The sequence below is a fragment of the Labrys sp. 22185 genome (assembly GCF_052045555.1).
Lineage (GTDB): Bacteria > Pseudomonadota > Alphaproteobacteria > Rhizobiales > Labraceae > Labrys > Labrys neptuniae.
This window is the reverse complement of the sequence record NZ_JBQEPH010000048.1, coordinates 1-23,231: the sequence shown is the minus strand read 5'-3', so window position 1 is coordinate 23,231 and position 23,231 is coordinate 1. Positions and strand designations below refer to the sequence as shown.

Below are 23,231 nucleotides of genomic sequence, written 5' to 3'. Positions count from 1 at the left end.
CGGGGGCAAGGCGATCCCGAGCATGGGAGAGCAACGTCATTGCCGTCTCGACAAACGAAGGCCGCCGCCGGGTGGGCCCTAAACGCCTTGCCTGCCTTTGCCTTTCACACGCAACAAAGACCGGAGTTCAACCATGCCCGTCAAAGATGTCAGATTCTCCAGCGATGCCCGTGATCGCATGTTGCGCGGCGTGGAGATCCTCAACAATGCCGTCAAGGTCACGCTTGGCCCCAAAGGGCGCAACGTGATCATCGATCGCCCCTACGGTGCGCCTCGCATCACCAAGGATGGCGTGACTGTCGCCAAGGAAATCGATCTCGTCGACAAATTCGAGAACATGGGCGCCCAGCTCGTGCGTGAGGTGGCTTCGAAGACCAATGATCTTGCTGGCGATGGAACGACGACTGCGACCGTGCTGGCCGCCTCCATTTTCCGGGAAGGTACGAAATTCGTCGCCGCCGGTATGAATCCGATGGATCTCAAGCGCGGCATCGACATGGCCGTGCTTGCCGTGGTGAAGGATATCGAGGCAAGAGCCCAGAAGGTTCGATCCTCGGATGAAATCGCCCAAGTCGGCACTATCGCGGCCAATGGCGACGCTTCGATCGGCAAAATGATCGCCAAGGCGATGAAGAAGGTCGGCAATGAAGGCGTCGTCACGGTGGAGGAGGCCAAAAGCGCCGAAACCGCGCTCGATGTCGTCGAAGGCATGCAGTTCGACAGGGGCTATCTCTCGCCTTATTTCATCACGAATGCCGAGAAGATGTCGGTGGATCTGGAGGATGCCTACCTCCTGATCCACGAGAAGAAGCTGACGAACGTCCAGACTCTTTTGCCGCTCCTGGAAGCGGTGGTACAGACCGGTAAGCCTCTTCTGATCATCTCGGAGGATGTCGAGGGCGAAGCTCTTGCAACGCTCGTCGTCAACAAACTGCGCGGCGGCTTGAAGGTCGCTGCGGTGAAAGCGCCGGGCTTCGGCGATCGGCGCAAGGCCATTCTCGCGGATATTGCCACGCTGACGGGCGGGCAGCTCATCTCCGACGATCTTGGCATCAAGCTTGAGAATGTCACGATCGACATGCTCGGCCGCGCCAAGCGCCTGCACATCGACAAGGACAGCACGACCGTCATCGATGGCGCCGGCGACAAGAAGGACATCGCCGCCCGCGTTCAACAGCTGAAGAGCCAGATCGGAGAGAGCGATTCCGATTACGACAAGGAGAAGCTGCAGGAACGCCTCGCCAAGCTATCGGGCGGTGTGGCTGTCATTCGCGTCGGCGGCGCGACCGAGGTCGAAGTCAAGGAAAAGAAGGATCGCATCGAGGACGCACTTAATGCGACCCGAGCGGCGATCCAGGAGGGCATCGTCCCCGGGGGCGGACTCGCCTTGCTACGAGCCAAGACAGCTCTCTACAATATTACCTCGGACAATCCCGATGTCAGGGCAGGCATTGCCATCGTCATGCGAGCGCTCGAAGCGCCAATCCGGCAGATCGTCGAGAATTCCGGCGTCGAGGGGTCGACGGTGGTCGGCAAGCTTGTAGAAGCCAACAATGCCAATCTTGGCTTCGACGCCCAGACCGAGCGCTATGTCGACATGCTGGAGGCCGGCATCATCGACCCGGCCAAAGTGGTACGGGCAGCCTTGCAGGATGCGGGCTCAGTCGCGGCACTGATGATCACCACCGAGGCGATTATCGTGTCCTCGGGATCAGACAGTGCCGGCTCCATGCCCAATGGAGAAATGGGGTATTGATGAGATACCCCCCACGGTTACTCAATACCCATAAAACTAAAGTATAATAATAAATACAAATAGGTGAATTAGCTAAAAAATAATAGATTCATCAATTCAAGTCCAAGCTTTTTACTGTAGGAGGATAAGATGACAAATGTCGAGCTGATAAAAGTCGAGGAACAGGGGAGCGGTCGCCTTCTGTTCAGCGTTCGAGTCCCTACTGCCGCGGGCAAGATGGAATTTCCGATCGCGATCGACGATCAGGGATCGCAAGCCTTAAACGAAATTGCAGTCTTGCGAGCTGCCGTCATCTTTGCTGGGGAATTAGAAGTCTCCCTTCGACGTATTCTCGACGCGACGCCTCAACCAAGATCGATTGGGTGATCGGTGGAGGAAGGGCGGTCTGAGCTGGCTTCACCGCACACTCAAAAATTCCGAAGACAACCATCGGACACGGTACTTGACCTGCCAAAACCATCTCAGCGACAGCAAGCGGTCGAATAAATTCGGACACTACCGATTTTCGTGTTACTCTTTCATTTATGACGCAACGCTATGATATTCGTAAAGAAGATGACGGAAAGTGGACTGTGTTCGACATTTTCACGGGCTTTCCTGCAGTAATCGATGGCCTCGAAGCGAAGGATTTCGAGGCGGAACAAGCTGGCGATCTTCTCGAAATGCTCAATACGGCGGATATAAAGCGTCGTCGTGAGTCCGGTATGATTTGATGTCGCTTGATAAGCCTCAAACATCTACTTGTTTCTGAATCGATGTTCAAAAGGTAAAATACGAGTACCCAACCGTGGAGCCGGCCTGTCTAATTCGACACCGTCATGCTTCTCGATCACTTCCCGACCCAGGGGTGCCTCGGATAAAGAGACTCCCGCCGGGGGGCACTTGGGCGCTCTTTCGCGGAGTTGTACAATGAGTTTCGTCCTCACAGCGCCATCGGCAACAAGGTGCCGATATCGCTCATGAACGGCCCTGGCGCATCCCATCCGCCATGAGCCTTCAGCCCGGAAAATCCTCCAGCCGGGCGGTCCAAATTCGGGGAGCACCTCAACCTCATCTCGCCTGCCGACGTCTTCAAGGGAGGCTTTGCGACCCACGTTGAAATAAAAAAGAACCTGGCAATCGGGTGGGATAGCCAGGCCAAGCGAGCGACGCACTAAAGGAGGTCCAGCCGCAGCCGGCCCTGGAGTGAGGGCCGCCAGTTATTGAAACCAGTAATTTGCAACAGTCAGAGTGATGATCGTTAGCGACGCTACGATCGATACGATGGAAATTTCACTTTTCATTCGTGATTGAATAGAGGAAAGGTAAATCGATCGATAGGCTGTTTGTCGCATCTGTAAGTGGAGCGGGAGAGATGTTGCCAAAAAGTCACCGCCCCAACCTTCTTGCTCGCTTTTCCGGCACGAATTTTCTGCCGCCTGGAATGACCGTGGTGGGTAGTGTATCTCTGGCTTGCCGCAAGGCCTTGAGTCTGGCTGTCTTCTGTTGGCGGGCAAGCGCTTCCATCTCAATTTCGTATTGAACGATAGAATCTGTTGCTGCTCGCCTTGCGGCCCATTCATTTGGTCGTCCTTTGTCTTCACTCATGGCAATTCAAAAACCTCTCCGCGGAATGCAGATCACCGACGGACCATCTTAGGGAAGCGAGCAAACGCTCTCGAGCTGGCGATGCATGTCAAAATCTGTCTCGGTGTGGTATCCGCGTCTCACCGATGCCGATATTCGGAAATATCAAGCGCTTTTTCGATTAGACTGAGATCTGCGAGCTTTGTGACTGCAATCGCAATCTCAGCCCGGTTCCAGCCAGCTGCCAGAGCGGTTTCCGCCAATGCGAGATACATGGGCTTGAGATCAAGCATGCAAAGCGAAATGCCCTCAGAAAAGCTCGTTCCCGTTGACGGGCCATTCAAGAGCTGGCGCTCATGTTCGAAATCCGGGTTACTCACGTAGCCGTTCGCGCCATATCAGAGGCCAAAGCAGCATCGGCGAGCATGTAGTCTAATTCAGCTGAAAATCTCTGCTTGCCAAGACGATCGTCTCTCCCATTGGAGCATCCATGCCGATAGCTGGCACTGCGGTGCTCGACTGAAGTTAGGAACTGAAGGCCGCTGGCCTCCCAGCCGGCCAAATATCCCCGGGCTTTTTCTCGGCAAAATTCATCAGCACTAAAGTGAACCTCGCAGCCTAACATATTGCCCTCCATCATTTTCTAACTCCATCAAGATATAGTGGCCCTATTCGAGCCCAATATCATCGAGATATGTATTCGAAGAGATTTGGCAATTTTTATATATGTAATCATTGGAGAGTTGAAGTTCCCGCTTTCGATATCATTGATTTCCTCAATGAGAACATCTGCTTTTTCAGACAACTCCGCTTTCGTGAGATGGTTGGCTTTCCGCCATGCTTGGACGATCCCAATCCGGTGCTCTTCAAGGCATCGATCCACGGTACGCGATGATTTCAAGCGCCTTTGTGCATCCGCCCGCATCCGATAATAGGGGCTGCTGGTGACCGTGACATCCTGCCGTATGGGGGTGTCCCCATGAGAGTGAGGGTGCTCATGCGGTGGTTTCTGCATGGGAATCTCCGATCGCTGTAAGCCGGCCACCACGATTTCGCGGCAAGTTCGACAATTCTAATTCTGAAGACATTTTACGAAATCTTTAGCGGTATTTGATTGGCGTTCATCGCAAATACCATGATTCGTTGTATGAATTTCTGAATTTCCTGTAAAAAACCCTGTAGAGACTGAGGGTACATTATTGTTCAGCTTGGCGTTGCTTGCGGCGTATTCGCGAAGATAGTTTGCGGCGCAGCCGCACCCAAATACCACCGTAACTATCGTCGCAACGATGGCGAAAGAGCGAGAATCCATATTACACTCCGGCTCACTCGCTTACAGACGCGAGGCGAATTACGTTTCTTGCCCATGCCATAAAGCATTGGCAACGTATTAATTAAAATTTTGACAGCGTCGAACGAGCTATCGTCATACACGATGAGCGCACTATCGAGGGTGCGACGAGAATAGCAGCATAAAAACGCGCCCATTTATTCTCAGCGGGGATTGCCATATCGTGGCAATATGAGCGCAAGCTGTGAATGACAAACTTACCCTTCTTTGTAGCACCCTGTCGGCGCATGACCTAGGATAATATTTATAAAACGTTAACTAGCGACACCGCTTCATGTTTTTCCGAGACATCGTTCACTTTGGCTCGGTGCCGCTCTAACTGCAGACGAAGATCCGTGCGAATCCTAGCCTCCCGGGTCAAGATGATGCTCCACCGCCAATGCGATCGGGCCCTATTGTTTTCGGCAAGACAATCCGACTACCGCCTGGGTGCTTAAAAGAAAAGCCCAGCGCTGCCGGGCACCGAAGCCTAATAGAGAGTGCGGCTGCCGAACATAATTAGAACACCGCCTCGCTGACAGCCTACTGGATCTCAAACAACACTTCGTCGAGTGGATCATATACGCTTACCCGGGCGTTATCCGAAATAAGATCTGCGCACTAGATCCCGATTGCATGGGCCCGATGCGCTTTATTCGCACTACATTCACCGCGATGGCTAACGGGGTGCTGTTACACGCGTGAAGACAACAAAAATGGGGTTCATCGGCATGTCCCCGTGATTGGAGATCGGTTGCTTCTCAATGCGCTATCCAATGTTGGCATCGCGCCAGAACCTCGCGGAATTTATGGCCATTGGATATGAAATCAGAGAGGAATTGCGTTCCCAGCTCGGTATTCGCGACGACGCGCATTTGAACTGGGTTGTCCTCGCCATCGAAAATTACGGCGATAATGGGCATATCTGGGCTGGTCGACTCGTAGACATAGCCTTTGAAGCTAATCACGTCGTCTCCTGCGGGCGCCCTGAGCGCCGCCGTGCCGACTAGGCAATGTAAGACCATACACCCAAACGCGTGTATCGCCGCTGCCTATTTGCGAGGCGCGCTTCAGATACGCGCACCTGAATTAGATCTCCACCGACTTCGTTATCGTGCTACAAAGCGGGAGCTGGTTGCGAACAACCCAGTTTGAATGTGCAGAGCGCTCTCATTTGTGCCCGAAACGGATCGGCAGACCCGGAAGCCCCTCGTTTCGGTAACGACTTTTTTTACCATAGCGGGATCTGCCCGGCCCAGGATCTGCGCCGATGAAGCGAGGCACTCGTGACCAATGTCGATCGAGGCACGTCCTTAGAGGAGGCAGAGCGTCAAGCCACTGCGATAAACGCATTTTGGGCCGAGCGGGGGCGGGACGCGAGGGCGAGAGCTACGCCTGTCTACGACCACAGAGGAAAGTTTCTATCCTTTGGCGTGGAAAGTGATTTAAGTCTAATAGCTCCCGGCGCTCCCTCGAAAGACGCTATAAGGTAGTGTGCCTTTCTAACTCGGAGCGGCGTTATCAACTTGAGCGGTTGTCAGCGTTTTGGGAGACAATGTGCCAGCATGAACCCGCCCGCCATCAGCTACTAGCACCATCGTTTCCCGTTGCAGATCATCGCCCATGCGATAGGGGTGTGCTGCCGATTTCCACTCAGCCTTCGTCATGTTGAGGAGAAGCTGCTCGAACGTGGTATTGTTGTCTCCTACGAAGTCTCCCGTGAAGTAGTCGCGTTCAGGGGGCTTTGGGCGGTACGCGATAGCGAGCCGACGAGCGCGGCCAGGATCGGGACGCAAAGCAGGCAGAGCCATTTGAGGATCAGGCTGAAGATCCCATGGGCGAATGGACGGCGGCTCCCACTCTGCGAAAGTGTGGCGGCTAAGTCCACTTACCCTGGAGGCCACCATGCAAAGCGCTATTCCCCGGCCCGTTCAGGCCGCTATTTATACCGATCTCGGCGCAATATTCGTCTCTATGGAACTGTCTCGGTCGAGCTGGGTAATTACATCGCTGTCTCCGGGGGCCGGCGAGAAGATGTCCAGGCATTCGACGGCCGCGAACGATCTTCCGGGTCTGCTTGAGCTGTTCGCCAAGCTCAAAGGAAAGACACGAGCAAGGGTGGGAAAGGATTTTCCAATTATCGTCATCCAAGAGGCCGGATTGGACGGCTATTGGATCCATCGCGTCCTGGAGCGCGACGGGGTTGAAAGCCACATCGTCGATCCGGCATCCATCTTGACCTCGCGACGGCGACGGCGAGCGAAAACGGATAGGATTGACGGCGAGACACTGGTACGCACGCTGGCTTACAAGCGGGGAGAACCGCGGGTGTGCTCGATGGTCAAGGCGCCCGCACCCGAAGAAGAGGACCGCCGCCGCGTCTGCCGAGAGCGCAGGACGCTGGTGGCCGAGCAGGTCGGCCACGTCAATCGCATCAAGGGACTGCTCTTTGCCCAAGGAATTTGTGATTACGAACCCCTGCGTCGAAACCGTCGCGCACGACTGGAAGGCTTGAACACTGGCGATGGTCGCCCTTTGCCTCCACACCTGAAAACACAGCTCGAGCGTGAACTCGATCGGCTCGAATGCGTCCTGACCCAGTTGGAGGCTGTCGAGGCGGAGCGGGATGTCTTGATTGAGCCGCAGAAGGACAGCGCTCCCGCGCCGGCGGCGATGCTTGCTCAGGTGAAGGGGATCGGGCCAGAGATTGCAGCACTCCTGTGGTCCGAAGGACTCTTTCGACACTTCGACAACCGACGGCAGGTGGCGGCTTATGCCGGACTGGCGCCCACACCCTGGCAAAGTGGGTCGGTCGATCGGGAACAAGGCGTCTCCAAGACCGGCAATCCTCGCATTCGAACGACAATGATCCAACTGGCTTGGTTGTGGCTACGACACCAGCCAGCATCTCTCCTCAGTTTCTGGTTCCGCGAACGACTGAGGCTCAATGGCGGTCGCGTGCGTAAGACGGCGATCGTCGCGCTGGCAAGAAAGCTCCTCATCGCTTTGTGGAAATACACGACCAACGGCGTTGTTATCGAGGGCGTCGAGATGAAGGTTGCTTAATAACGAAGGCGCGACTGGCGCCAATTACCAATCTCCAGGGCCTGATCAGCCCTGGCGGATCCAGGCGGACGATCCGAGCTACAATATGGTTCACACAACAACCGAGCTGAAGAATGGTCTCGTTCTCCTGAGCCACACCGCATCGAATGCGGGATATTGGTGCTGCCGTTCCAGGCGGTGACCGAATGTGAGTTTGATCTGGGTGGAAATCATCAGGTCATAGAATTGGCTCAGACCTTGGATGCCGATGATCGCCGCCAAGCCGCTCGCTCGCTACGGCGCTATATGGAAAGCGCGCGAGCGAGCGGCTTGGCTACCGTGCAGCTAACCCAACTCCGGTCAACAAGCCGATACAGTCATTGGAGTTAAGCGATGAAGCCGTGAACGCCTTAAATCCCTTGACGCGAAAATGCCCATGTGAGTTGTAGCCGGCGGCGGCGAGGACCGCGTTGGCGGCATCGCCCGAGGCGTGGGCGAGGAAGTTACGACCCATACGGTGGTCGCTCTTGCAGTGGCCGATAACGGGTTCGATGGCGGCACGGCGTCGGAAAGCGCGTTTGATGGCGTCGGTCAGGCCTCGCCTCATACCGGCGACATAGACCTTGAAGCCTTTGTCTTTGGGCGCGTTGTGGCCGCGATAACCAGCGTCGGCGACGATTTTCTTGAGTTCGACGCCAATGCTGTTCTCGATCTGTGGGATGACGGTTGCCAAGGTATGCCCGTCATAAGGATTGCCTGGCAGCGCCTTGGCGTGGACGGCGAATTGGCCGCCTTTCGAGCGGTTGAGGGTGGTGGCGAGGCTCACCTTCATGCCGAACTCACAGGGTTTGTGCGCTTTGCCCTTACCGATGCATTCGACCTCAGGCGCATGCAAGGAATAGACCTTCTTGCCCCGTTCGCGCTGGCGCTGGTCCTTGACGCGTCGAGCGAGGGTGAGCGGCAGGGCGAAAGCCTGCGCCAGCTCGGGACGATCAGCCAGCTTGCGGGTGAGATCGCGGGTCACCGCGCCCAGCATCGTGCGCAGGCGCTTGAGCGCCCTGTTGGCTCGCTTGAACTGTTTGGCATGTGCGTAGCGCTGGTGCTTGATCAGGACGAACTTGCCGACCCGGGCATAGGATTGGCGCAGCCTCACGCCATGCTTATGCGCCAGCTTCACCAGGCGCTCGCGGGCCCGGTGCATCAATTTGGCATCGGTCGGGAACGCGACCGCTTTCTCCTGTACGGTGGTGTCGACAATCACCGCGGTGAAGTCCGCCGGTTTGGCCGCTTCGAGCCGAACCGCCGTCGCCAGGCTCTCCTGCACTAAGGCCGCGAGCTTGTCCTCGTCCATGCGCTGGCGCCACCGTGTCAGCGATGAACGGTCGAAAGGCAGGCGATGCTGGAAGAACTCCTCGCCGCAGAAGAATTGGTAGCAAGGCTTCTCGATCCAGCGCTCGCACAGCACTTCATCAGACAGGTTGTGGGTCGCCTTAAGGATGCCCAGCCCTACCATCAACCGGGTCGGCAAGGGCGGCCGGCCTGGATCACCATCATAGTTCGCGCCGAACCGCTGCTCCAGGAAGCTCCAGTCGATCGAACACGCCAGCTTCACCAGCGCATGATCCAGGTTCAGGATCTGGTCTAGCCGAGAGCGAAACAAGTCGTTCTGTCCGCTCTCTCGTCGCTCTTTAGGCCGCATCATCGACCCCGCCATCGCCTCGACAAGCCGAAATGCAAATTGCCGGAAATCGCCGTCCACACCGATGAAATCCGGCCAACGCGATTACTTGCCCAGTTAAAAAATTATCGTTGAATCAGCGGCTTGCGAGTTCTTTACGGACGACGATTGAGCTCACTGGTTCAAACGCAAAACGCCACCCGAGCCGTTAGACTTGGACGGCAAGTGACTTATGACAGAACTGGTTGCGGGGGCAGGATTTGCTCTTAAATTGCGTTTCTCCTCGACCTACCGACATGTGCTCGAACAGGTGCTTATTAAGTCGCGATGCCGATTGTTTCAGGTTTCCGCATAGCCTTTATTAGGACTTAAGCCGTCATAGGCGCTTTCTCGACCATAAATGGGCGCGAATTTCGCAAGCGCGCGCTGCGGCGTGCGATGATTTACAATTTGCAGCCTTGGCATTGGAAATGTCCGACCTTCACCCATCGCTGGACGTTTGCGTGACAATGACCCGCCTGCTGCAATCGTGGGACTTCGGTGCAGTATAAAGACAGGTTGCTAATCGATCTGAGGACGTTGGCCCCGTCACAATCGCCGAATCGTAAATCCAAGCGCATTGGCGTAGATTCAGCCATGTCTTGCGCTGTTACCAGATCGGGTTCTCCACCGGAAGACGGCGCAGGAACATCGACTACCGGGTGATTTTCGGAAAGATGACATGATTTGGTATCTGCTGCTGTCAACGGCGATTGGTTTGATTGGTGCGATCGCCAAGCAGAGCTGGATCGTCCTCGCCCTGGTCGGAGCCGTGCTCCTGCCGATCGGAATCGGCATCCTTGTACTCGCCGGCGACAATGGATGGGCTGCGATGGCCAAGACGTTCGTCGGGCTCATCCTCATGCAGCTTGTTTATGTACTCGCCGGATGGGCCATCGACGCCAGGCGCAAGCGAATGCATTCGGTCGCAGAACACGACAAGCCCCCGGTGTGATCCAGTAGGGCAATGCCGGTGCCGCTAGGAGGATGCTGCCTTCAGACTCGCGCCCTGTGCGTATCGGCCGTCCCGAGCTTCATCGGCCCCGCGATCCCGGGATGGTGCGATCGCCAGAACAATTGCCGTGTAGAACGCCATGGGTACGAACGATACAAGCCCGCCGATCGTCGGCTCGGTAATGCCGTAGACCATGAAGAATATCAGCAGGGCGAAGACCCCGTGCTCTTTCCCTCCTATGGCTTGCCGCATGGCCAATACCAGCCCCCATCCGAAGAGGAGCAATCCAACAAGACCGCCCGAAAACAGGACATTGAGGAACAGGTTGTGCGCATGGGCGGCCGCAGTGAACAGCAGGGGATTTTTGGGCAGGATATATTTGGCAGAACCGGCGCCATAGCCCAGCAACGGCTGCTCGGACCAGAGCTCCAGGACGACGGCCCAGATGCGCGACCGGCCGGTGCCACTGGTGATCTCGTCGGGTGATCCGGACCGGGACAGGAATTCGAGCAATTCGTCACCCGTGCCCAGATAGATCAGGATGATGATGCCCACGGCCAGCGCGAAGACGGCAAGCTTGAGAGCCTTGTTGCCGCTCGCCCAGCTTGCATAGAGCAGCGTCGCAGCCAAGCCGGCCATCGCCATCCGATTGTTGCTCAAGATGAGGCAGACCAAGAAGACGCCCAGCAGCATCAGGTCGAGCGGGTGGCTCCTGGACCCGCGGGACAACAACAGGGTCAATATGATCCCTATGGCAGCGGCGCCGCCGGCGGCATTTGCCGTACCAAAAACCCCCTGCAAACGCCATGTCGGTACAAAGGCGCCGTTCACCCAATCGCTCATGCGGCCGAGCGAAGGCATCCCGCCATAGGCGGCCAGGGACAGAAGGCAAAGGATGAAACAGGACGCGACCATCGCCTTGACGAGATTGTCGCGATTCAACAGATGCGCCGCACTATAGAGCAGTAGGAAGGCTGCCAGGTTGGAGGTTGTCTCCACCAAGGAGAGCGCTGGCGTGGCTGTGAGGAACGACGTCATCATCGTGTAGACCAAAAACGCGCACCAGACGAAGAAGGCCTGGCTGTGCCGTTGCAAACCGATCCTCGGGAAAGCGGCAGCAGCCATGAGGCCGGTAAGGCCGATGGCCAGGAGCTTGACCAGAATCTGGGCATCGATCGACTTGTCGTCGATGGCACGAAGCCGGACCACCGCGCTCAGCGCAATCGTCAAGATGATGATCATCCTGTAGGCTTGCCTGCCGTCCCAAGCCGATGCCCTCTCGATGAAGACCAGCGCGAACGGCACGGCGGCCGCACAGGCCAGGCAGCCCAGAACCATAAGATCTCCGCTGACGGCAGCTCCCGCGGCGATCCCACAGGCAGCAGCTGCGAGCACGACCAACCCAAGACCCGACGCCAGATTTCTCAATGCAGCCAAGGCCGAGGTCACGATCGGCCATCGCGGCGGACGTCACGGTCCGCCCCGGCTTGCTGGGCCAGCCATCCCGTCGCCAGGCGGGCTAGAAAGACGCCATTGCCGACGAGATAGCGCCTTGCGAGCCGGCGAGGCTCGCGCCAAAGGCGATAGGCCCATTCCGCCCGCAAATTGCGGACCCATAGCGGTGCCCGCGGTATCGACGAAGAGTAGAAGTCGAACCAGGCTCCGATCGCCATCGCGCAAGGGCTGGCCTGCGGTATGTGGCGGGCGATCCATTGCTCCTGGCGCGGATTGCCCATTCCCACCAGCACCATGCCGGCATGGGTTTGAGCAATGTCACGGGCCACGGCAGCTTCGCTATCCTCGTCGAGAAAGCCGTGATGATAGCCAACAACCTCATGGCGGGGCCATTGGCGGTTCAAGCGCTCGGCGGCGCGGGCGACCACGTCGATATGCGCCCCCAGCAGATAGATCTTCAAATCAAGGGCAGTGCGGTCCAGAAATGCCGGCACGAAATCCGTGCCGTTGAGATTGTCCCTGAAGCTTGCGCCATGGAGCAGCCAGCGTGCGAGATCCAGTCCGACACCGTCATTGAGGACCAGAAAATTGCGCAGGCCCCGCTGCATGTCGCGGTCGCGGGCACATTGGTTGGATAGATGGGCGTTGAGAAAGGCGATGCGGGTTTCCGCGCCGGATCGCAGGCGATCATCAATGTGAGCGATGACGGCGTCGGTCGTGCCTGAATGGACACGAACGCCCAGAATGTCGACGCTGGTCAGCATGGGGAGCTCCTTCGATACCGGGGCGTTTCAAACCATCATCGCGGCATGCTCGGATGCGCTCTCGGTCTCACGCCGGGCGTCTGCGCCGCCTCAGCCCAAGTGCCATGATCGAACCGAGCGATATGCCGATGAGAAATGCCGCCGAGAGAATCCAGAGTTCTCGCGGCCAGGCCTTGGAGCTCGGGGCGAAGGCCCGGCTGACGATCTGGGCGTCGGGAACCGAGAGGAACTGCTGCTGCCAGGTTTCGACATAGCGCGCCAGAAACCGGTCATGCAGGTCCCGATAGGCACGAGCCGTGCTTTCCAGGGTCTGCAGCCTCACTCGGGCCGCAGCTGAATTCTCATCCTGTTGGGAGCCTGCAAATTTCAGCTGTTCGACGGCGTTCTGGGCATCCTGGGCGCTGCGCTCGAGTTCATCGGCGCGTGCCTGCAAGGCCCGGCTCGTGCGCCGCGCAATCTCCTCGCGCCGTGCGAGCTGATCGTCGATGAAGGCACTTGCATAGGCGTTGGCGAGCTGCGCGGCCGTATCCGGTGTTGCCGTGAGGGTCGAGATTTCGATCAAATGGGTCAGGCCGACCCGCTTGACCGATGTCTGCATCTGCAACAGGCGAACCGTCGTCTGCTGGGGATTGCCCTCCGCTGGCTTGCCCGGCCACAGGAACGCCCTTGCTTCATTTCTCAGCATTTCCAGCGACAATCCGGCTGGATTGAGCGAAGCGAGGAGGGGTCGGTCCTCGGCGACGGAATCGGCAAGCCGGCGAACCAGTTCTTCCGATTGCAGGATCTCGACCTGGCCATCGACATTGGCGGACTGGATGTTGAAGTCGAGGGGTTCGGTGGAGCTGCGAAGGACGGTGTCCGCCTTGGTGTCCACGGAAATAAGCGCCACTGCCCGATATTGGCGCTGGGCGAAATGGATATAGGCAACCCCGGCCGCCAGGCAGAGCAGCGTCACCACCGCTATCAATGGCGATCGGCGCAACAAAATCCTGCCAGCCGACGTCGAAGAACCGCCTTGCGCCGCAGGACGATCATTATCGCGCATTTCACGCGCCAGTGGGCCGTCCTGATAGCGTAGATCCATCCTCGCGCCGTTTTGGTACGGGCATACTTTTCAGCACACTCCTGGATTTTAGGTATTTATCAGTAATTATTCAAATCCTATGGCGAAAATCAAACTAAAATAAGATTTTTTCGAGAAAATCATCAGGCAAATTTTGACACAATTCATATCCGTAACAAAATATTAACGATTATATCCGAGCTACGGCGCTGTTTTCTCTGATAAAAATCAGAGATATAATGCTTTAGCGGTACGCATGGGCAGTAAAAATTCCAAAAATATTGGTTGACTTGGTTGCCCAAGGGCGCAACTTTCGCCCGTAACAATCCAAACATCGCGGATCGACGGCACCCGTCCGGCGAGAATCATGAGGCTGTCCGGCCTCAGGAGGTGATGATGGACTCCGCATCCCAAAACAGAGTCGACTCAAACTCGAAGTCCGGCGTCGACCGTTCTCGTCCCCGCGCCCCAGTGAGGGGAACCTTCGTTGCGGATAGGACCAAGGCTTATTATCCAGGATTTTGGGCCGTCCCGAAATCTGGCTCACAGGTTTGCGACAGCGAGAGCGGGACGCTCAGTCCCTATCTTCTGTCCTATCGAAAACGGGTGCTGGACATCTGCGTGGCCGCAACGGCCCTGGTCATCCTCTCTCCTCTGTTTCTGACCGTCGGTCTGATCATTCGCCTGGGTTCACCGGGCCCGGCCTTGTTTCGCCAGACCAGAACCGGCACCGGCGGCCGCCCTTTCACCGTCTATAAATTCCGCTCGATGCAGGTGCAGCCGCCATCGCGGACAATTGTCGCCCAGGCCCGTCGCGGCGACGAGCGCATCACATCTTTCGGGCGTTTCATTCGCCGCACCAGCATCGATGAGTTGCCGCAGATGCTGAATGTCCTGAATGGCACCATGTCCCTGGTGGGGCCACGCCCCCATGCGGTGGAGCATGATGCCTATTATACAACCCGCATCGCCAACTATCCGCTACGCTTTGCTGCGCTTCCCGGCCTGTCGGGCCTGGCACAGGTAAGCGGGGCCCGCGGCAGCACGCCCAGACTTGAAGATATGGAACGCAGGCTCGCCTACGACCTGAGCTACATCCAATCGGCTTCCCTGCGCTCCGATCTGCGTATTCTTGCTGCGACCATACGCGAAATGCTCCTGAGCACATCGGCCTATTGAAGCCTTCCTGCCGCCGATGCGGTTGGTCGAGCATGGCGGTATGCCCGGGCTCCTGGCTCCACAACGAGGATATTCGATATGAAGCCCATGAGCTGCCTGGCTGCCGCCGGCATCAGCCTCTGCCTCGTCCTGCAGGCAGGTGCCCAAACCCGGACCGGCTACAAGCTGCAGCCCGGCGACGTTCTCGAACTCACTGTCGTCGGTCTTCCCGACTTTCGTTACAAGAGCGTGATCGACCCGGACGGCATGGTCGTGCTTCCAATGATGCGGCCGGCAAAGGTCGCAGGCCTCGATCTCGAGGTTGTCCTGGCACGCGTCAAGGAAGACCTGTCGCGCAAGCTCTATCAGCAAAGAGGATTGGACGGACGCGAGAATGTCAGCGCGATCTCGCCCGACGCCATCACGCTGACCATCGCCGAATATCGTCCGATCTACCTCAATGGCGACGTCACCCGTCCCGGCCAGCAGACCTACCAACCGGGCCTCACGGTTCGCCAGGCTGTCGCTTTGGCGGGAGGCTATGAGATCATGCGCTTCCGGGCCGAGAACCCGTTCTTGAAATCGGCGGATCTGCGCAACGACTATCAAACCCAGTGGCTGCGCTATGTCCAGGCCCAAAGCCAGATCTGGCGGCTGCGCCTGGAGCTCGCGCGTATTCAGCAGCAGCCTGACCCACCCCGGTCCCTCGAGGAGATGACCCAGGCCCCGCTGCCGCAGGATCAGCTGGACGAATTGCGCAATCTGGCTCGCCAGCAGCTCGAGCTCGACATGAAGGGGCTCGAACAGGAACTGGGCTTCCTGCGCAATGCAGTGAAGGTCGCCGACGACCAGATCGGCCTCCTCGACGATCGAAAGAGCAAGGATGCCGAAAATGTCTCCGCCGACGCCGCAGACTACAAGAAGCTGAAGGACTTCTCCACGCGCGGCGTGGTGCCCATGGACCGGCTGTCGGAGTCGCGACGGCTGTATCTCTATTCGTCGACCCAGGCACTGCAGACCACGGTTCAGCTCACCAACGTCACCCGCGAACGCGACGAGGCCGAGCGCAATGTCGGCCGCTACGTCGAAAAGCGGCGGACCGACATGCTCAAAGGACTGGAAGCCGCCACCGCCTCCCTGGCGGAAGCGCAATCGCAGCTGCAGTCCGTCAGCGAACAGCTCACCTATACCGGCATCATCCGCTCCCAGCTGGTGCGGGGCAGCGGCGCCAAGCCGATCATCACCATCTTCCATTCCGCAGCGGCCGGCGGCGGTTCGCAGCTTGCGGCCGAGGACAGCCCGGTGCAGCCGGGCGACACCATCGAGGTCGCCCTGGCGGCCGATGTCCCGGCCAATGCCCCCGCCCCATCGGGACCACAGCCATGAAGAACCGATTTGACGGAAGGGCTCCCTCGATCGACCGGCGCTGTGCCCTGGGCACCCTGGCCGGTCTCGCCCTGACAGCTTCCATGCCCGCTTCCCGCGCCTCGGATCCCAAGCCAAGCGGCCCCGATTTGTCGCGCGGCATCAACCTGTCCCACTGGTTCGCCCAGAGCCAGGAAGGCTATGGCGCCGATCATCTCACCCGCTTCATCACCCGCCCCGATATCGCCCGCCTCGCCGCAGCCGGCTTTACCCATGTCAGGCTCGGTTTCGAACCCGACGCGGTATTTGCCCAATCCGGCAAGCCCGCCTTGGACGAGACCGTGTCCGCGCATCTGAACGAGGCCATCGCGATGATCGCTTCCCAGAAACTGGGCATCGTACTCGACATGCACCCCGTCGGCGCCAGCAAGGAGAGGTATCTCAAATCCGAAGGCGCAGAGCGTCTCGTCGCCAATTGGCGCCTGCTGGCGCGACGCTTGGTATCCGTGCCGCAGGACCAATTGGCCTTCGACATCCTGAACGAACCGGAGCCTCTGAAGGGCGACGCCTGGCGGAGCCTGCAGGAACGCCTCGTCAAGGCCATCCGGGGAGTCGACCCCACCCGCGCACTGATCGTCAATGCGGGCGGCTGGAGCGGTGCCGACGACCTCGTCCTTCTGACGCCCTATCGATATGACGGGCTGATCTATACCATTCACCATTACGGCCCCCTGCTCTTCACCCATCAGGGCACCGATTGGACCTGGCAGGTCGCCGAACGGGTCCATGGCCTGACCTGGCCGATCGCCCCCGATCTGGCCGATCGCGCAAGCGCCACAGCGGTCTCTTCTCCTTCGGACCGCGCGATCCTGCGGGACCAGATCACCAAGGGTCAGTTCACCGAAGCCTTCCTGCTCGCTCCCTTCGAGCAACTGGCAGCCTGGAGCAGCCGCCACGGCAAGCTTCCCATCTATGTCGGCGAGTTCGGGGTCTATCGCAACGCCCCGCACGATGCCCGGCTGCGCTGGCTTGCCGCATCCCGCCAGGCCTTCGCCGACCGTGGCTGGGGCTGGGCACATTGGGACAACAGCGCTGCTTTCGGGCTCGTATCGGCTGATACCGGCCAGTTCGACCGGGCAACGCTCCGTGCTTTCGGGATGCTGCCGGCATGAGCGATCCGACAATCACGACCGCGCACGAGCCGACGATTTCCAGCGCCGACAAGCGCACGGACCGCAAGCTTGCCTCGAGCACACCGCTCCTTCTTGCCAATCTGGTTGAGACACTCGTACCCCTGCTGCGCAATATCGCGCTGGCCCATCTGCTGCCGCCCGAGCAGTTCGGCCTGGCAATCTCCTTGGCCGTCGTTCTCGGGCTGATCGAGGTGCTCTCGGATTTCGGCCTGCCGATCTTCGCCGTACGCAAGCCAGACGCCCTTCCTTCGGCCACGGCCCTGGCAACCCTGCACAGCCTGGCGCTGATACGGTCGGCCTGGCTGGCTTTGATCCTGCTCCTGCTCTCGCCCCTGATCGCCCATCTCTTCGCGGCCCAATCCTCGATCTGGCTCTATGCCTTGCTCGGGCCGGTCGTGCTGATGCGCGGTTTCGAGAATCTCGGCGTCAAGGAAATGATGCGCCGCTATGCCTTCGGGCGCGAAGCTCTGGTCATCGCATCGTCGCAATCCGTCGGCCTTGCCGCGACGATCGCGACCGCATTCGCGGGCGCCGGCATGGCGGCGATGATCATTGGCATGATCGCCACGGCGGCCGTGACGCTGCTGCTCTCCCATCTCCTCTCACCCACGCCCTATCGCCTGGGATGGCAGGCGCAGGCGGCGGCCGAAGCGACGGCCTTCGGTAAGCCCCTGCTGATCAATGGTGCGGCCGTCGCGCTGACGACCTGCGACCGGCTCCTGGTCGGCGCTTGGCTCGGTCCGGCTGTGCTGGCGCTCTACAATGTAGCCTATGGCACGGCGACGCTGCCGCGCAGCATATTGGCCCGCTTTCTTACCAGTGCGTTCCTGCCGCTCTTCGTCGAGCAGCGCGACCGGGGCAGGGCCATGACGCCCCTGCTCGACATATGGGTATTGAGCTTGTCGGCCATTGCCTTGCTGTATGGCTGGGGCCTCGGCCTCTTGGGCGATCGCGCTCTCGGTCTGGTCTTTGGTTCGCTCTACCAGCCCTCGCGCCTTTTCATGTGCCTGGCCGGCATGGGCGTCGGCGTGAAGATCCTCATGCTCCTGCCGACGCCAGCAGCCTATGCCGACGGCATGACACGACTGATCAGCTGGGGCTCGATCCTGTCGGCGCTGTCGATGCTGCCAGCCGCGATCTGTCTGTTCGTCTGGCGCAATCTCGAGCTTTTCATCTTCGCCGCCGCGCTTGCCGAATTCTGTGCGCTCGTCGTGCTGGCGTTGCTGGCCTGCAGGAGTTTTGCCTTCACACGCTCCATCCTTCTGTTCGCGGTCGTCCTGCCTTTCGCGTCGGTTGGATCGCTCGGAATGCTTGCCGTCATGGCGCCCGCCATGACCTTCGCGGGCTGGCTCGCAGCCTGCTCGGCAATCCTCATCTGTGCCCTGGCCGCCTATGGCATCGTCCTGCACCGGACCGGGGCCGGTTCGATCCTGTTTGCGCAGGCCTGAATGAACAAGGAGGCCCCCATGACCACGATCCTGTTTTCGACAACAGACCTTCATGGACAGAGAGAGCGGGAATTTGCACAGCTCCTGACATCCATCGGGCGCAATGCCGCAAGCGGAGCAGATATGCGGCTCTATGTGCTGGTGCAGAACTGCACGCCCGCCGAGCTCGCGGCATTGCGCGAACAGATTCCGCCCTGCTGCCGGCTGACCGCGATCGAAGGACGCTGTTCGCTTTCGACGGCACGCAACCGGCTAATCGGGATCGCGCTCGCAGAGGCGGCGCCCGGCCGTGACGACGTCGTCGGTTTTCCCGACGATGATTGCTGGTATCCCGATCTCCTCGTTCCCTCGCTCACCGATACTTTCGCAGCTCTTCCCGACCTCGATATCCTGCTCTGCCGTGTCGCACGGCAGCCGAGCGAAAAGCCCGTCGCGGCGGAGGAGGTCAGGCCCGCCGCTGTCCGGGAAGTCGTACGCCTGAGCACCTCCAACAGCCTGTTCTTGCGCGGATCGGCTTTCCTGCGCGTCGGAGCCTTCGACCCCGAACTCGGGGTCGGCACCGTCAATGGCGGCGGCGAGGATACCGATTATGCCATTCGGGCCTTGCTGACCGGTGGGCAGGCCGGCCTGATCGACCGGGCTCTGGTTGCCCATCCAGAGCCGGACCTGGCATCGGCCGCGAAATATTATCGCGGAGCCCTGATCGTGCTGGCGCGCCACGCCAGGCGCCGGCCTGCGTTGATGTTCGAATTTCTGCGCAAGATTCTGGTCGGGTGCTATTTCGTGTCGCGCCGCAGATTGTCCCCTCGCCTCCTCCTGGCTGCTCTCGGCGCAGCCGCCCGCAACGTCTCGCCGCCTTCCCCCCCGCCGCTGCGCCTGGGATCGAAAGCCCCGAAAGTATGAGCGAAAGGAGACCGACAGTGGCAACCGAACCGATTGCCGTTCTCTATTGCATCGACGATGCCTATATCCGGCAGGCGGCGATCTCGCTTGCATCGTTGCTCGACAAGACGCCGGCTCGGCGCGTCGAAGTGACGATCGCCGCCTTCGACCGCGACTACGCGCTGTCAAAGGCGGTCTTCACGCCGGTCTTGCGGGCCCATCGGCATTGCACCCTGCGTTTCGTGGATCTCGACGACAGACTGTTTCAGGGCCTGCCGGTCACCAGGAGTTTCAGCCGAAGCATCTATGCCCGCCTGATCCTCCAGCGTTTCATCGAACCCCATCATCGGCGCCTGCTCTATCTGGATGCCGATACCCTCGTGTGCGACGACATCTCCCCCCTGTGGCAGACTGACCTGGGGGATGCGACGCTGGGGGCCGTACCCGACCATTTTCGCCTGGATCCGGCCCGTATCGGCTTCGCGGGCGACGAGCCTTATTTCAATTCGGGCATGCTGCTGATCGACGTGCAGCGCTGGCGGGAGCGAGACTGCGAGCGACGGGTCTTCGATATCCTGGCGCAATCGGGAGAAAAGCTCGCCTGGATGGATCAGGATGCCCTGAACATCGCCCTGCGCGGCGAAGTGCTCTTCCTCGGTCAGCGATGGAATTGGCAGCCGCGGTGTGCCGATGTTCCTGCCGCCTTTCTCGATCTGGAGGAGGCGGTCTATCGAAGGTGGCGTGCCGCGCCCGGCATCGTGCACTACACCACCTCCTTCAAGCCTTGGAACGCCGGCTATCGCGTGCATTACAGCGCCTTGTTCTTCGGAGCGGCCGAGGCCTCCGGCATTCCCTCGCGACTCCTGCCCGCCCGCGCGCCGGCGCGCGGCATTGGCCAGCGTCTCCTGGCCCTGAAGACAGGATTGCGCTGGCGAATTCCAAAGGCCTTCCGATCCATGCGTCTGCTGCTCAAGCCCAGGGCAGCCGCAGCCATGTACAGGGCCGGCCCGGCCGACTGAAGACGGCCCTACGCTTTGGCGGCTGGCCGATAGCGGCCGGCGGCGCGTCGAATGGCAAGCTGCTGGACATGGCTGCGGCGCCTGGCATGTACCAGCATCTGCGTCATCGTTCCCCACAGGCGCGGTTCGGCCATTCCCTGCAGGATCGCCCCCCACGCCCCCTGCCTCACAGCACTGCGAAATCGGCTATAGGTTGCCAGATCCTCGGCCGAGCGCCGATAAGCCTGAACGGCCTCGTGCAATCCGGGTTCGTCCGGCCTTTCGGCGAGCAGGCGATCATTGGCGTCCAGAAGCTGTTCGAGGTCCGAAGGCGCCAGGCGCCGTGACAGCGACCCGGCCACCATGCGGTAATAATAGAATGCCTGCGGCGTTATGGTGAAACGGGCACCGGCACAGAGGGCCTGAAGCACGAAATTGAAATCCTCGCCGATGCGCAGGCCTTCATCGTAGGTGATGCCGTTCGACTGCAGGAAGGCTCGCTGGAACATGGGCTTGAGATAGCCGAGGGCGGCGTCGCCGTCGGTCATCCTGTTGCGATCGAGATAGTCGACTAGCCCCACCGCAAAGGGTTCGTACCCATACCGGTGCGGCAGCAACGGCCAGGCGACTTCCGGCGTATCGTCGCGAAAACGCATCAGATTATCGGCGACGACCTGGCTGGCGTGTTCCGATGCGAGGCCGATGAGATGCTCGCTACGCCCCGGGGCGACATAATCGTCAGCATCGAGAATGGCGACCCACTCGCCGCGCGCCGCGGCAAGGGCCCGGTTGCGTGCCGCTGCCGGTCCCGCATTAATCTCCTGGGCCAGGATCCTGACCCGCGGCTCCTCCCGCGCGAGCGCCGTCGCGCGAGCCAGGGTGCCGTCCTCCGACACGTCATCGACAACGATGACTTCCACCGTGACATTGTGCTGCGCAAGGGCGGAGACGATGGCTGCTTCAACGGTCCGCTCGGCATTGAAGCAGGCAATCAGGAATGAAATATCAGGCACTGCCGCACGCTTCCTTCTGAAGACAGGAATCGTTCCCTGCCTCTAGCTGCCAAGGGGGGCAGGATTATGAAGTACCGGCAACGCCAGGGATTCATTCCGGCGCTGGCGGATGCAATCAGCTGCGTGATCAAACATCGAGCACAAACCCCGGTTCCGGATTGATCGGCTGGCGAGAATTCTTTTCACCGCTAGTGCCGTTGGGTCATCCTAGACGCGGAGGTGTGAGCTGACACTGTTTCCATCCGAGGGTCCAGATGGCGAGGTATCGCCCAGCGACGTTCGGGCCCCGTCTGCTCTGGCTTTTGGGCTCCACCCCCTGTCGAAAAAGAGAGGCCCATGATGCCTACCTTTTGCTGCTTCGAGCGGGGCCGTGACTTCCATCCGGTCGATGTAAACATAAACCGGATCCGCTATCTGGAGAGCCAGGAGCGTACGACATCCATTCACTTCGGCGATGGCGAGTGCATCGTGGTTTGCGGCAACGCGCTCAGCGTCTGCATGCGCATCCAGGATGCAAGCGAGAGGAAGCAACCGAGGCTGCGGAAGCAACCGGCCTGATGCCGTTTGAGCTCGATGGACAGGAGCTTTGCAGCCTTCCTGCGATGGCAGGCTTTACTGCGGGAATGCAGGCATCCCCGAGCCAGGGCGACGACCGGTGAGACGGACGTGAGGAACTATCGCGCCGCTCATCGGTTGAGTCCTTGTCGACTTTAGACAGCCCAACTCGCCTGCCGCCTGACAGCGGGCTGTTCTTTTCCAAGAGGAGAAGGCGTAGAGGGCGCTCGCGAACGCGAGAAGCGACACGCAGTGGGCATCATGCCCACGGTCCTAGTACAGGGCCTGCTAACCCCAAAGGAGCAGGACCGGTGAAACCGATTTTCTGTATTTTCGAACGCAGCTTCGACCGCCATCCGATCGAGGTGAACGTGAATCTCATCCTCTATCTGGAGGGCAATGACGACGGCACGACGACCATGTATTTCAGGAGAGACGAATTCGTGGTCGTCAGGGGCACCCTCGCGGACACCCGCAGGCATATCGAAACCTGCACGTCGATGACCCCGCCGGCGGACGTCGCAGCCTGAAAACAAGGAGCAATTGCCGCCGGCAGGAAACCCGCATTGCTCCCTTCCCCTGCTTGCCCGCTCGCTGCCCCCATGCGCGGCGGGCTTTTTTTTAACCATGGGATTTCAGGCGGTCTTGATCCCGAAAACGCCATTGCTAGATTTCCGCACTGGAAGAGCCATCATTGCGCTCGCGTTTGTGTGGGATGGTAGGAATGGACGAAGCGCAGGAGACGACGGGTCGTTCTGAAGGGACAGAGACCAAAATCCCGATATTCTGCACATTCGAACGAAGTTTCGACCGACATCCGATCGAAGTGAACGTGACTCGCATCTGCTATATCGAGGGCAATGAGCCCGACAGCTCGACCCTGTATTTCGACAGGGAGCACTTCGTGGTCGTTCATGGCAAGGCCGAGCAGATCCGGGCACGGATCGAAACCCGGGTTTGGCAGTCGC

Annotated in this window: 24 protein-coding genes and 2 pseudogenes; 15 read left to right on the top strand and 11 right to left on the bottom strand. The window is 59.4% G+C overall.

What is annotated here, in order from left to right; all coding sequences use genetic code 11:
* Positions 1–133: 133 nt before the first annotated feature.
* The 3 genes from groL to ACTJKX_RS35355 all read left to right on the top strand — a co-directional run bounded on the left by groL (position 134) and on the right by ACTJKX_RS35355 (position 2,469).
* Positions 134–1,756, top strand: a complete 1,623-nt coding sequence (gene groL / locus ACTJKX_RS35365; protein ID WP_440727572.1) for a chaperonin GroEL — start codon at positions 134–136, stop codon at positions 1,754–1,756.
* A gap of 129 nt (positions 1,757–1,885) precedes the next feature.
* Positions 1,886–2,122, top strand: coding sequence for a hypothetical protein (locus ACTJKX_RS35360; RefSeq protein WP_440728187.1), 237 nt, complete (start codon positions 1,886–1,888; stop codon positions 2,120–2,122).
* Between the two features lie 158 nt (positions 2,123–2,280).
* The gene (locus tag ACTJKX_RS35355) at positions 2,281–2,469 is read left to right on the top strand and encodes a hypothetical protein (RefSeq protein WP_311943108.1); all 189 of its coding nucleotides are present in this window, start codon (positions 2,281–2,283) and stop codon (positions 2,467–2,469) included.
* Between the two features lie 655 nt (positions 2,470–3,124).
* Here the strand turns inward: ACTJKX_RS35355 and ACTJKX_RS35350 are convergent.
* From ACTJKX_RS35350 to ACTJKX_RS35330, 5 genes are all read right to left on the bottom strand, one after another.
* Positions 3,125–3,343 carry a hypothetical protein gene (locus ACTJKX_RS35350; protein ID WP_394315684.1) on the bottom strand — a complete coding sequence of 73 codons (219 nt, stop codon included), beginning with the start codon at positions 3,341–3,343 and terminating at the stop codon, positions 3,125–3,127.
* A 119-nt stretch (positions 3,344–3,462) separates the two neighbouring features.
* Positions 3,463–3,702, bottom strand: a complete 240-nt coding sequence (locus ACTJKX_RS35345) for a hypothetical protein (protein ID WP_440728186.1) — start codon at positions 3,700–3,702, stop codon at positions 3,463–3,465.
* Complete coding sequence (locus tag ACTJKX_RS35340) at positions 3,699–3,962, bottom strand: hypothetical protein (protein WP_440728185.1); 264 nt, start codon at positions 3,960–3,962, stop codon at positions 3,699–3,701. The genes ACTJKX_RS35345 and ACTJKX_RS35340 overlap by 4 nt, the downstream gene beginning before the upstream one ends.
* 12 nt (positions 3,963–3,974) lie before the next feature.
* The gene (locus tag ACTJKX_RS35335) at positions 3,975–4,337 is read right to left on the bottom strand and encodes a hypothetical protein (protein ID WP_440728184.1); all 363 of its coding nucleotides are present in this window, start codon (positions 4,335–4,337) and stop codon (positions 3,975–3,977) included.
* A 1,076-nt stretch (positions 4,338–5,413) separates the two neighbouring features.
* On the bottom strand, positions 5,414–5,620 hold the full coding sequence (locus ACTJKX_RS35330; RefSeq protein ID WP_440728183.1) for a hypothetical protein: 207 nt from the start codon (positions 5,618–5,620) through the stop codon (positions 5,414–5,416).
* A 639-nt stretch (positions 5,621–6,259) separates the two neighbouring features.
* Between ACTJKX_RS35330 and ACTJKX_RS35325 the strand changes: the two are divergent.
* A pseudogene (locus tag ACTJKX_RS35325) lies at positions 6,260–6,373 on the top strand (IS6 family transposase); the annotation flags it as partial.
* 184 nt (positions 6,374–6,557) lie between these two features.
* Complete coding sequence (locus ACTJKX_RS35320) at positions 6,558–7,718, top strand: IS110 family transposase (RefSeq protein WP_440728182.1); 1,161 nt, start codon at positions 6,558–6,560, stop codon at positions 7,716–7,718.
* Positions 7,719–7,808: 90 nt separating this feature from the next.
* On the opposite strand, the gene ACTJKX_RS35315 is transcribed toward ACTJKX_RS35320, so the two are convergent.
* Both ACTJKX_RS35315 and ACTJKX_RS35310 read right to left on the bottom strand, forming a co-directional pair.
* Positions 7,809–7,979 carry a hypothetical protein gene (locus tag ACTJKX_RS35315; RefSeq protein ID WP_394315752.1) on the bottom strand — a complete coding sequence of 57 codons (171 nt, stop codon included), beginning with the start codon at positions 7,977–7,979 and terminating at the stop codon, positions 7,809–7,811.
* Positions 7,980–8,139: 160 nt separating this feature from the next.
* Positions 8,140–9,399: pseudogene (locus ACTJKX_RS35310) on the bottom strand (IS5 family transposase); the annotation flags it as partial.
* Positions 9,400–10,096: 697 nt separating this feature from the next.
* Here ACTJKX_RS35310 and ACTJKX_RS35305 point away from each other — a divergent pair.
* Positions 10,097–10,369 (top strand): hypothetical protein, encoded by a 273-nt coding sequence (locus tag ACTJKX_RS35305; protein ID WP_394315097.1) that lies wholly within the window; start codon positions 10,097–10,099, stop codon positions 10,367–10,369.
* 24 nt (positions 10,370–10,393) lie between these two features.
* Here ACTJKX_RS35305 and ACTJKX_RS35300 read toward each other — a convergent pair whose 3' ends face one another.
* The 3 genes from ACTJKX_RS35300 to ACTJKX_RS35290 form a co-directional block, all read right to left on the bottom strand.
* Positions 10,394–11,818: an O-antigen ligase family protein gene (locus tag ACTJKX_RS35300; protein WP_440728181.1), complete on the bottom strand. Its 1,425-nt coding sequence runs from the start codon at positions 11,816–11,818 to the stop codon at positions 10,394–10,396.
* The gene (locus tag ACTJKX_RS35295) at positions 11,815–12,588 is read right to left on the bottom strand and encodes a WecB/TagA/CpsF family glycosyltransferase (protein ID WP_394315099.1); all 774 of its coding nucleotides are present in this window, start codon (positions 12,586–12,588) and stop codon (positions 11,815–11,817) included. Before ACTJKX_RS35295 ends, ACTJKX_RS35300 begins: the two co-directional genes overlap by 4 nt.
* 67 nt (positions 12,589–12,655) lie before the next feature.
* Entirely contained in the window at positions 12,656–13,633 is a 978-nt protein-coding gene (locus tag ACTJKX_RS35290; RefSeq protein WP_440728188.1) for a Wzz/FepE/Etk N-terminal domain-containing protein, read from the bottom strand.
* Positions 13,634–14,044: 411 nt separating this feature from the next.
* Between ACTJKX_RS35290 and ACTJKX_RS35285 the strand changes: the two genes are divergently transcribed.
* The 6 genes from ACTJKX_RS35285 (at position 14,045) to ACTJKX_RS35260 (ending at position 20,716) form a co-directional block, all read left to right on the top strand.
* On the top strand, positions 14,045–14,830 hold the full coding sequence (locus ACTJKX_RS35285; protein WP_440728180.1) for a sugar transferase: 786 nt from the start codon (positions 14,045–14,047) through the stop codon (positions 14,828–14,830).
* 78 nt (positions 14,831–14,908) lie between these two features.
* On the top strand, positions 14,909–16,195 hold the full coding sequence (locus tag ACTJKX_RS35280) for a polysaccharide biosynthesis/export family protein (RefSeq protein WP_440728179.1): 1,287 nt from the start codon (positions 14,909–14,911) through the stop codon (positions 16,193–16,195).
* On the top strand, positions 16,192–17,346 hold the full coding sequence (locus tag ACTJKX_RS35275; RefSeq protein ID WP_440728178.1) for a glycoside hydrolase family 5 protein: 1,155 nt from the start codon (positions 16,192–16,194) through the stop codon (positions 17,344–17,346). Before ACTJKX_RS35280 ends, ACTJKX_RS35275 begins: the two co-directional genes overlap by 4 nt.
* Entirely contained in the window at positions 17,343–18,815 is a 1,473-nt protein-coding gene (locus tag ACTJKX_RS35270) for an oligosaccharide flippase family protein (RefSeq protein WP_440728177.1), read from the top strand. Before ACTJKX_RS35275 ends, ACTJKX_RS35270 begins: the two co-directional genes overlap by 4 nt.
* Positions 18,816–18,833: 18 nt before the next feature.
* Complete coding sequence (locus ACTJKX_RS35265; RefSeq protein WP_440728176.1) at positions 18,834–19,718, top strand: glycosyltransferase family 2 protein; 885 nt, start codon at positions 18,834–18,836, stop codon at positions 19,716–19,718.
* A 17-nt stretch (positions 19,719–19,735) separates the two neighbouring features.
* On the top strand, positions 19,736–20,716 hold the full coding sequence (locus ACTJKX_RS35260) for a glycosyltransferase family 8 protein (protein ID WP_440728175.1): 981 nt from the start codon (positions 19,736–19,738) through the stop codon (positions 20,714–20,716).
* 8 nt (positions 20,717–20,724) lie between these two features.
* On the opposite strand, the gene ACTJKX_RS35255 is transcribed toward ACTJKX_RS35260, so the two are convergent.
* Positions 20,725–21,708: a glycosyltransferase family 2 protein gene (locus tag ACTJKX_RS35255; protein ID WP_440728174.1), complete on the bottom strand. Its 984-nt coding sequence runs from the start codon at positions 21,706–21,708 to the stop codon at positions 20,725–20,727.
* Between the two features lie 336 nt (positions 21,709–22,044).
* Between ACTJKX_RS35255 and ACTJKX_RS35250 the strand changes: the two genes are divergently transcribed.
* The 3 genes from ACTJKX_RS35250 to ACTJKX_RS35240 form a co-directional block, all read left to right on the top strand.
* On the top strand, positions 22,045–22,266 hold the full coding sequence (locus tag ACTJKX_RS35250) for a hypothetical protein (protein WP_440728173.1): 222 nt from the start codon (positions 22,045–22,047) through the stop codon (positions 22,264–22,266).
* 308 nt (positions 22,267–22,574) lie between these two features.
* A complete protein-coding gene (locus ACTJKX_RS35245) occupies positions 22,575–22,793 on the top strand; it encodes a hypothetical protein (RefSeq protein ID WP_311939580.1) in 219 nt (72 codons plus the stop codon).
* Between the two features lie 194 nt (positions 22,794–22,987).
* A partial coding sequence (locus tag ACTJKX_RS35240; RefSeq protein WP_440727716.1) for a hypothetical protein occupies positions 22,988–23,231 on the top strand: 244 nt, incomplete at its 3' end.

Bases quoted from the DNA above. Each gene is read 5' to 3' on its own strand.
- groL (WP_440727572.1), top strand. From the start codon at position 134: ATGCCCGTCAAAGATGTCAGATTCTCCAGCGATGCCCGTGATCGCATG.
- ACTJKX_RS35360 (WP_440728187.1), top strand. From the start codon at position 1,886: ATGACAAATGTCGAGCTGATAAAAGTCGAGGAACAGGGGAGCGGTCGC.
- ACTJKX_RS35355 (WP_311943108.1), top strand. From the start codon at position 2,281: ATGACGCAACGCTATGATATTCGTAAAGAAGATGACGGAAAGTGGACT.
- ACTJKX_RS35350 (WP_394315684.1), bottom strand. From the start codon at position 3,343: ATGAGTGAAGACAAAGGACGACCAAATGAATGGGCCGCAAGGCGAGCA.
- ACTJKX_RS35340 (WP_440728185.1), bottom strand. From the start codon at position 3,962: ATGATGGAGGGCAATATGTTAGGCTGCGAGGTTCACTTTAGTGCTGAT.
- ACTJKX_RS35335 (WP_440728184.1), bottom strand. From the start codon at position 4,337: ATGCAGAAACCACCGCATGAGCACCCTCACTCTCATGGGGACACCCCC.
- ACTJKX_RS35320 (WP_440728182.1), top strand. From the start codon at position 6,558: ATGCAAAGCGCTATTCCCCGGCCCGTTCAGGCCGCTATTTATACCGAT.
- ACTJKX_RS35305 (WP_394315097.1), top strand. From the start codon at position 10,097: ATGATTTGGTATCTGCTGCTGTCAACGGCGATTGGTTTGATTGGTGCG.
- ACTJKX_RS35295 (WP_394315099.1), bottom strand. From the start codon at position 12,588: ATGCTGACCAGCGTCGACATTCTGGGCGTTCGTGTCCATTCAGGCACG.
- ACTJKX_RS35290 (WP_440728188.1), bottom strand. From the start codon at position 13,633: ATGCGCGATAATGATCGTCCTGCGGCGCAAGGCGGTTCTTCGACGTCG.
- ACTJKX_RS35285 (WP_440728180.1), top strand. From the start codon at position 14,045: ATGATGGACTCCGCATCCCAAAACAGAGTCGACTCAAACTCGAAGTCC.
- ACTJKX_RS35280 (WP_440728179.1), top strand. From the start codon at position 14,909: ATGAAGCCCATGAGCTGCCTGGCTGCCGCCGGCATCAGCCTCTGCCTC.
- ACTJKX_RS35275 (WP_440728178.1), top strand. From the start codon at position 16,192: ATGAAGAACCGATTTGACGGAAGGGCTCCCTCGATCGACCGGCGCTGT.
- ACTJKX_RS35270 (WP_440728177.1), top strand. From the start codon at position 17,343: ATGAGCGATCCGACAATCACGACCGCGCACGAGCCGACGATTTCCAGC.
- ACTJKX_RS35265 (WP_440728176.1), top strand. From the start codon at position 18,834: ATGACCACGATCCTGTTTTCGACAACAGACCTTCATGGACAGAGAGAG.
- ACTJKX_RS35250 (WP_440728173.1), top strand. From the start codon at position 22,045: ATGATGCCTACCTTTTGCTGCTTCGAGCGGGGCCGTGACTTCCATCCG.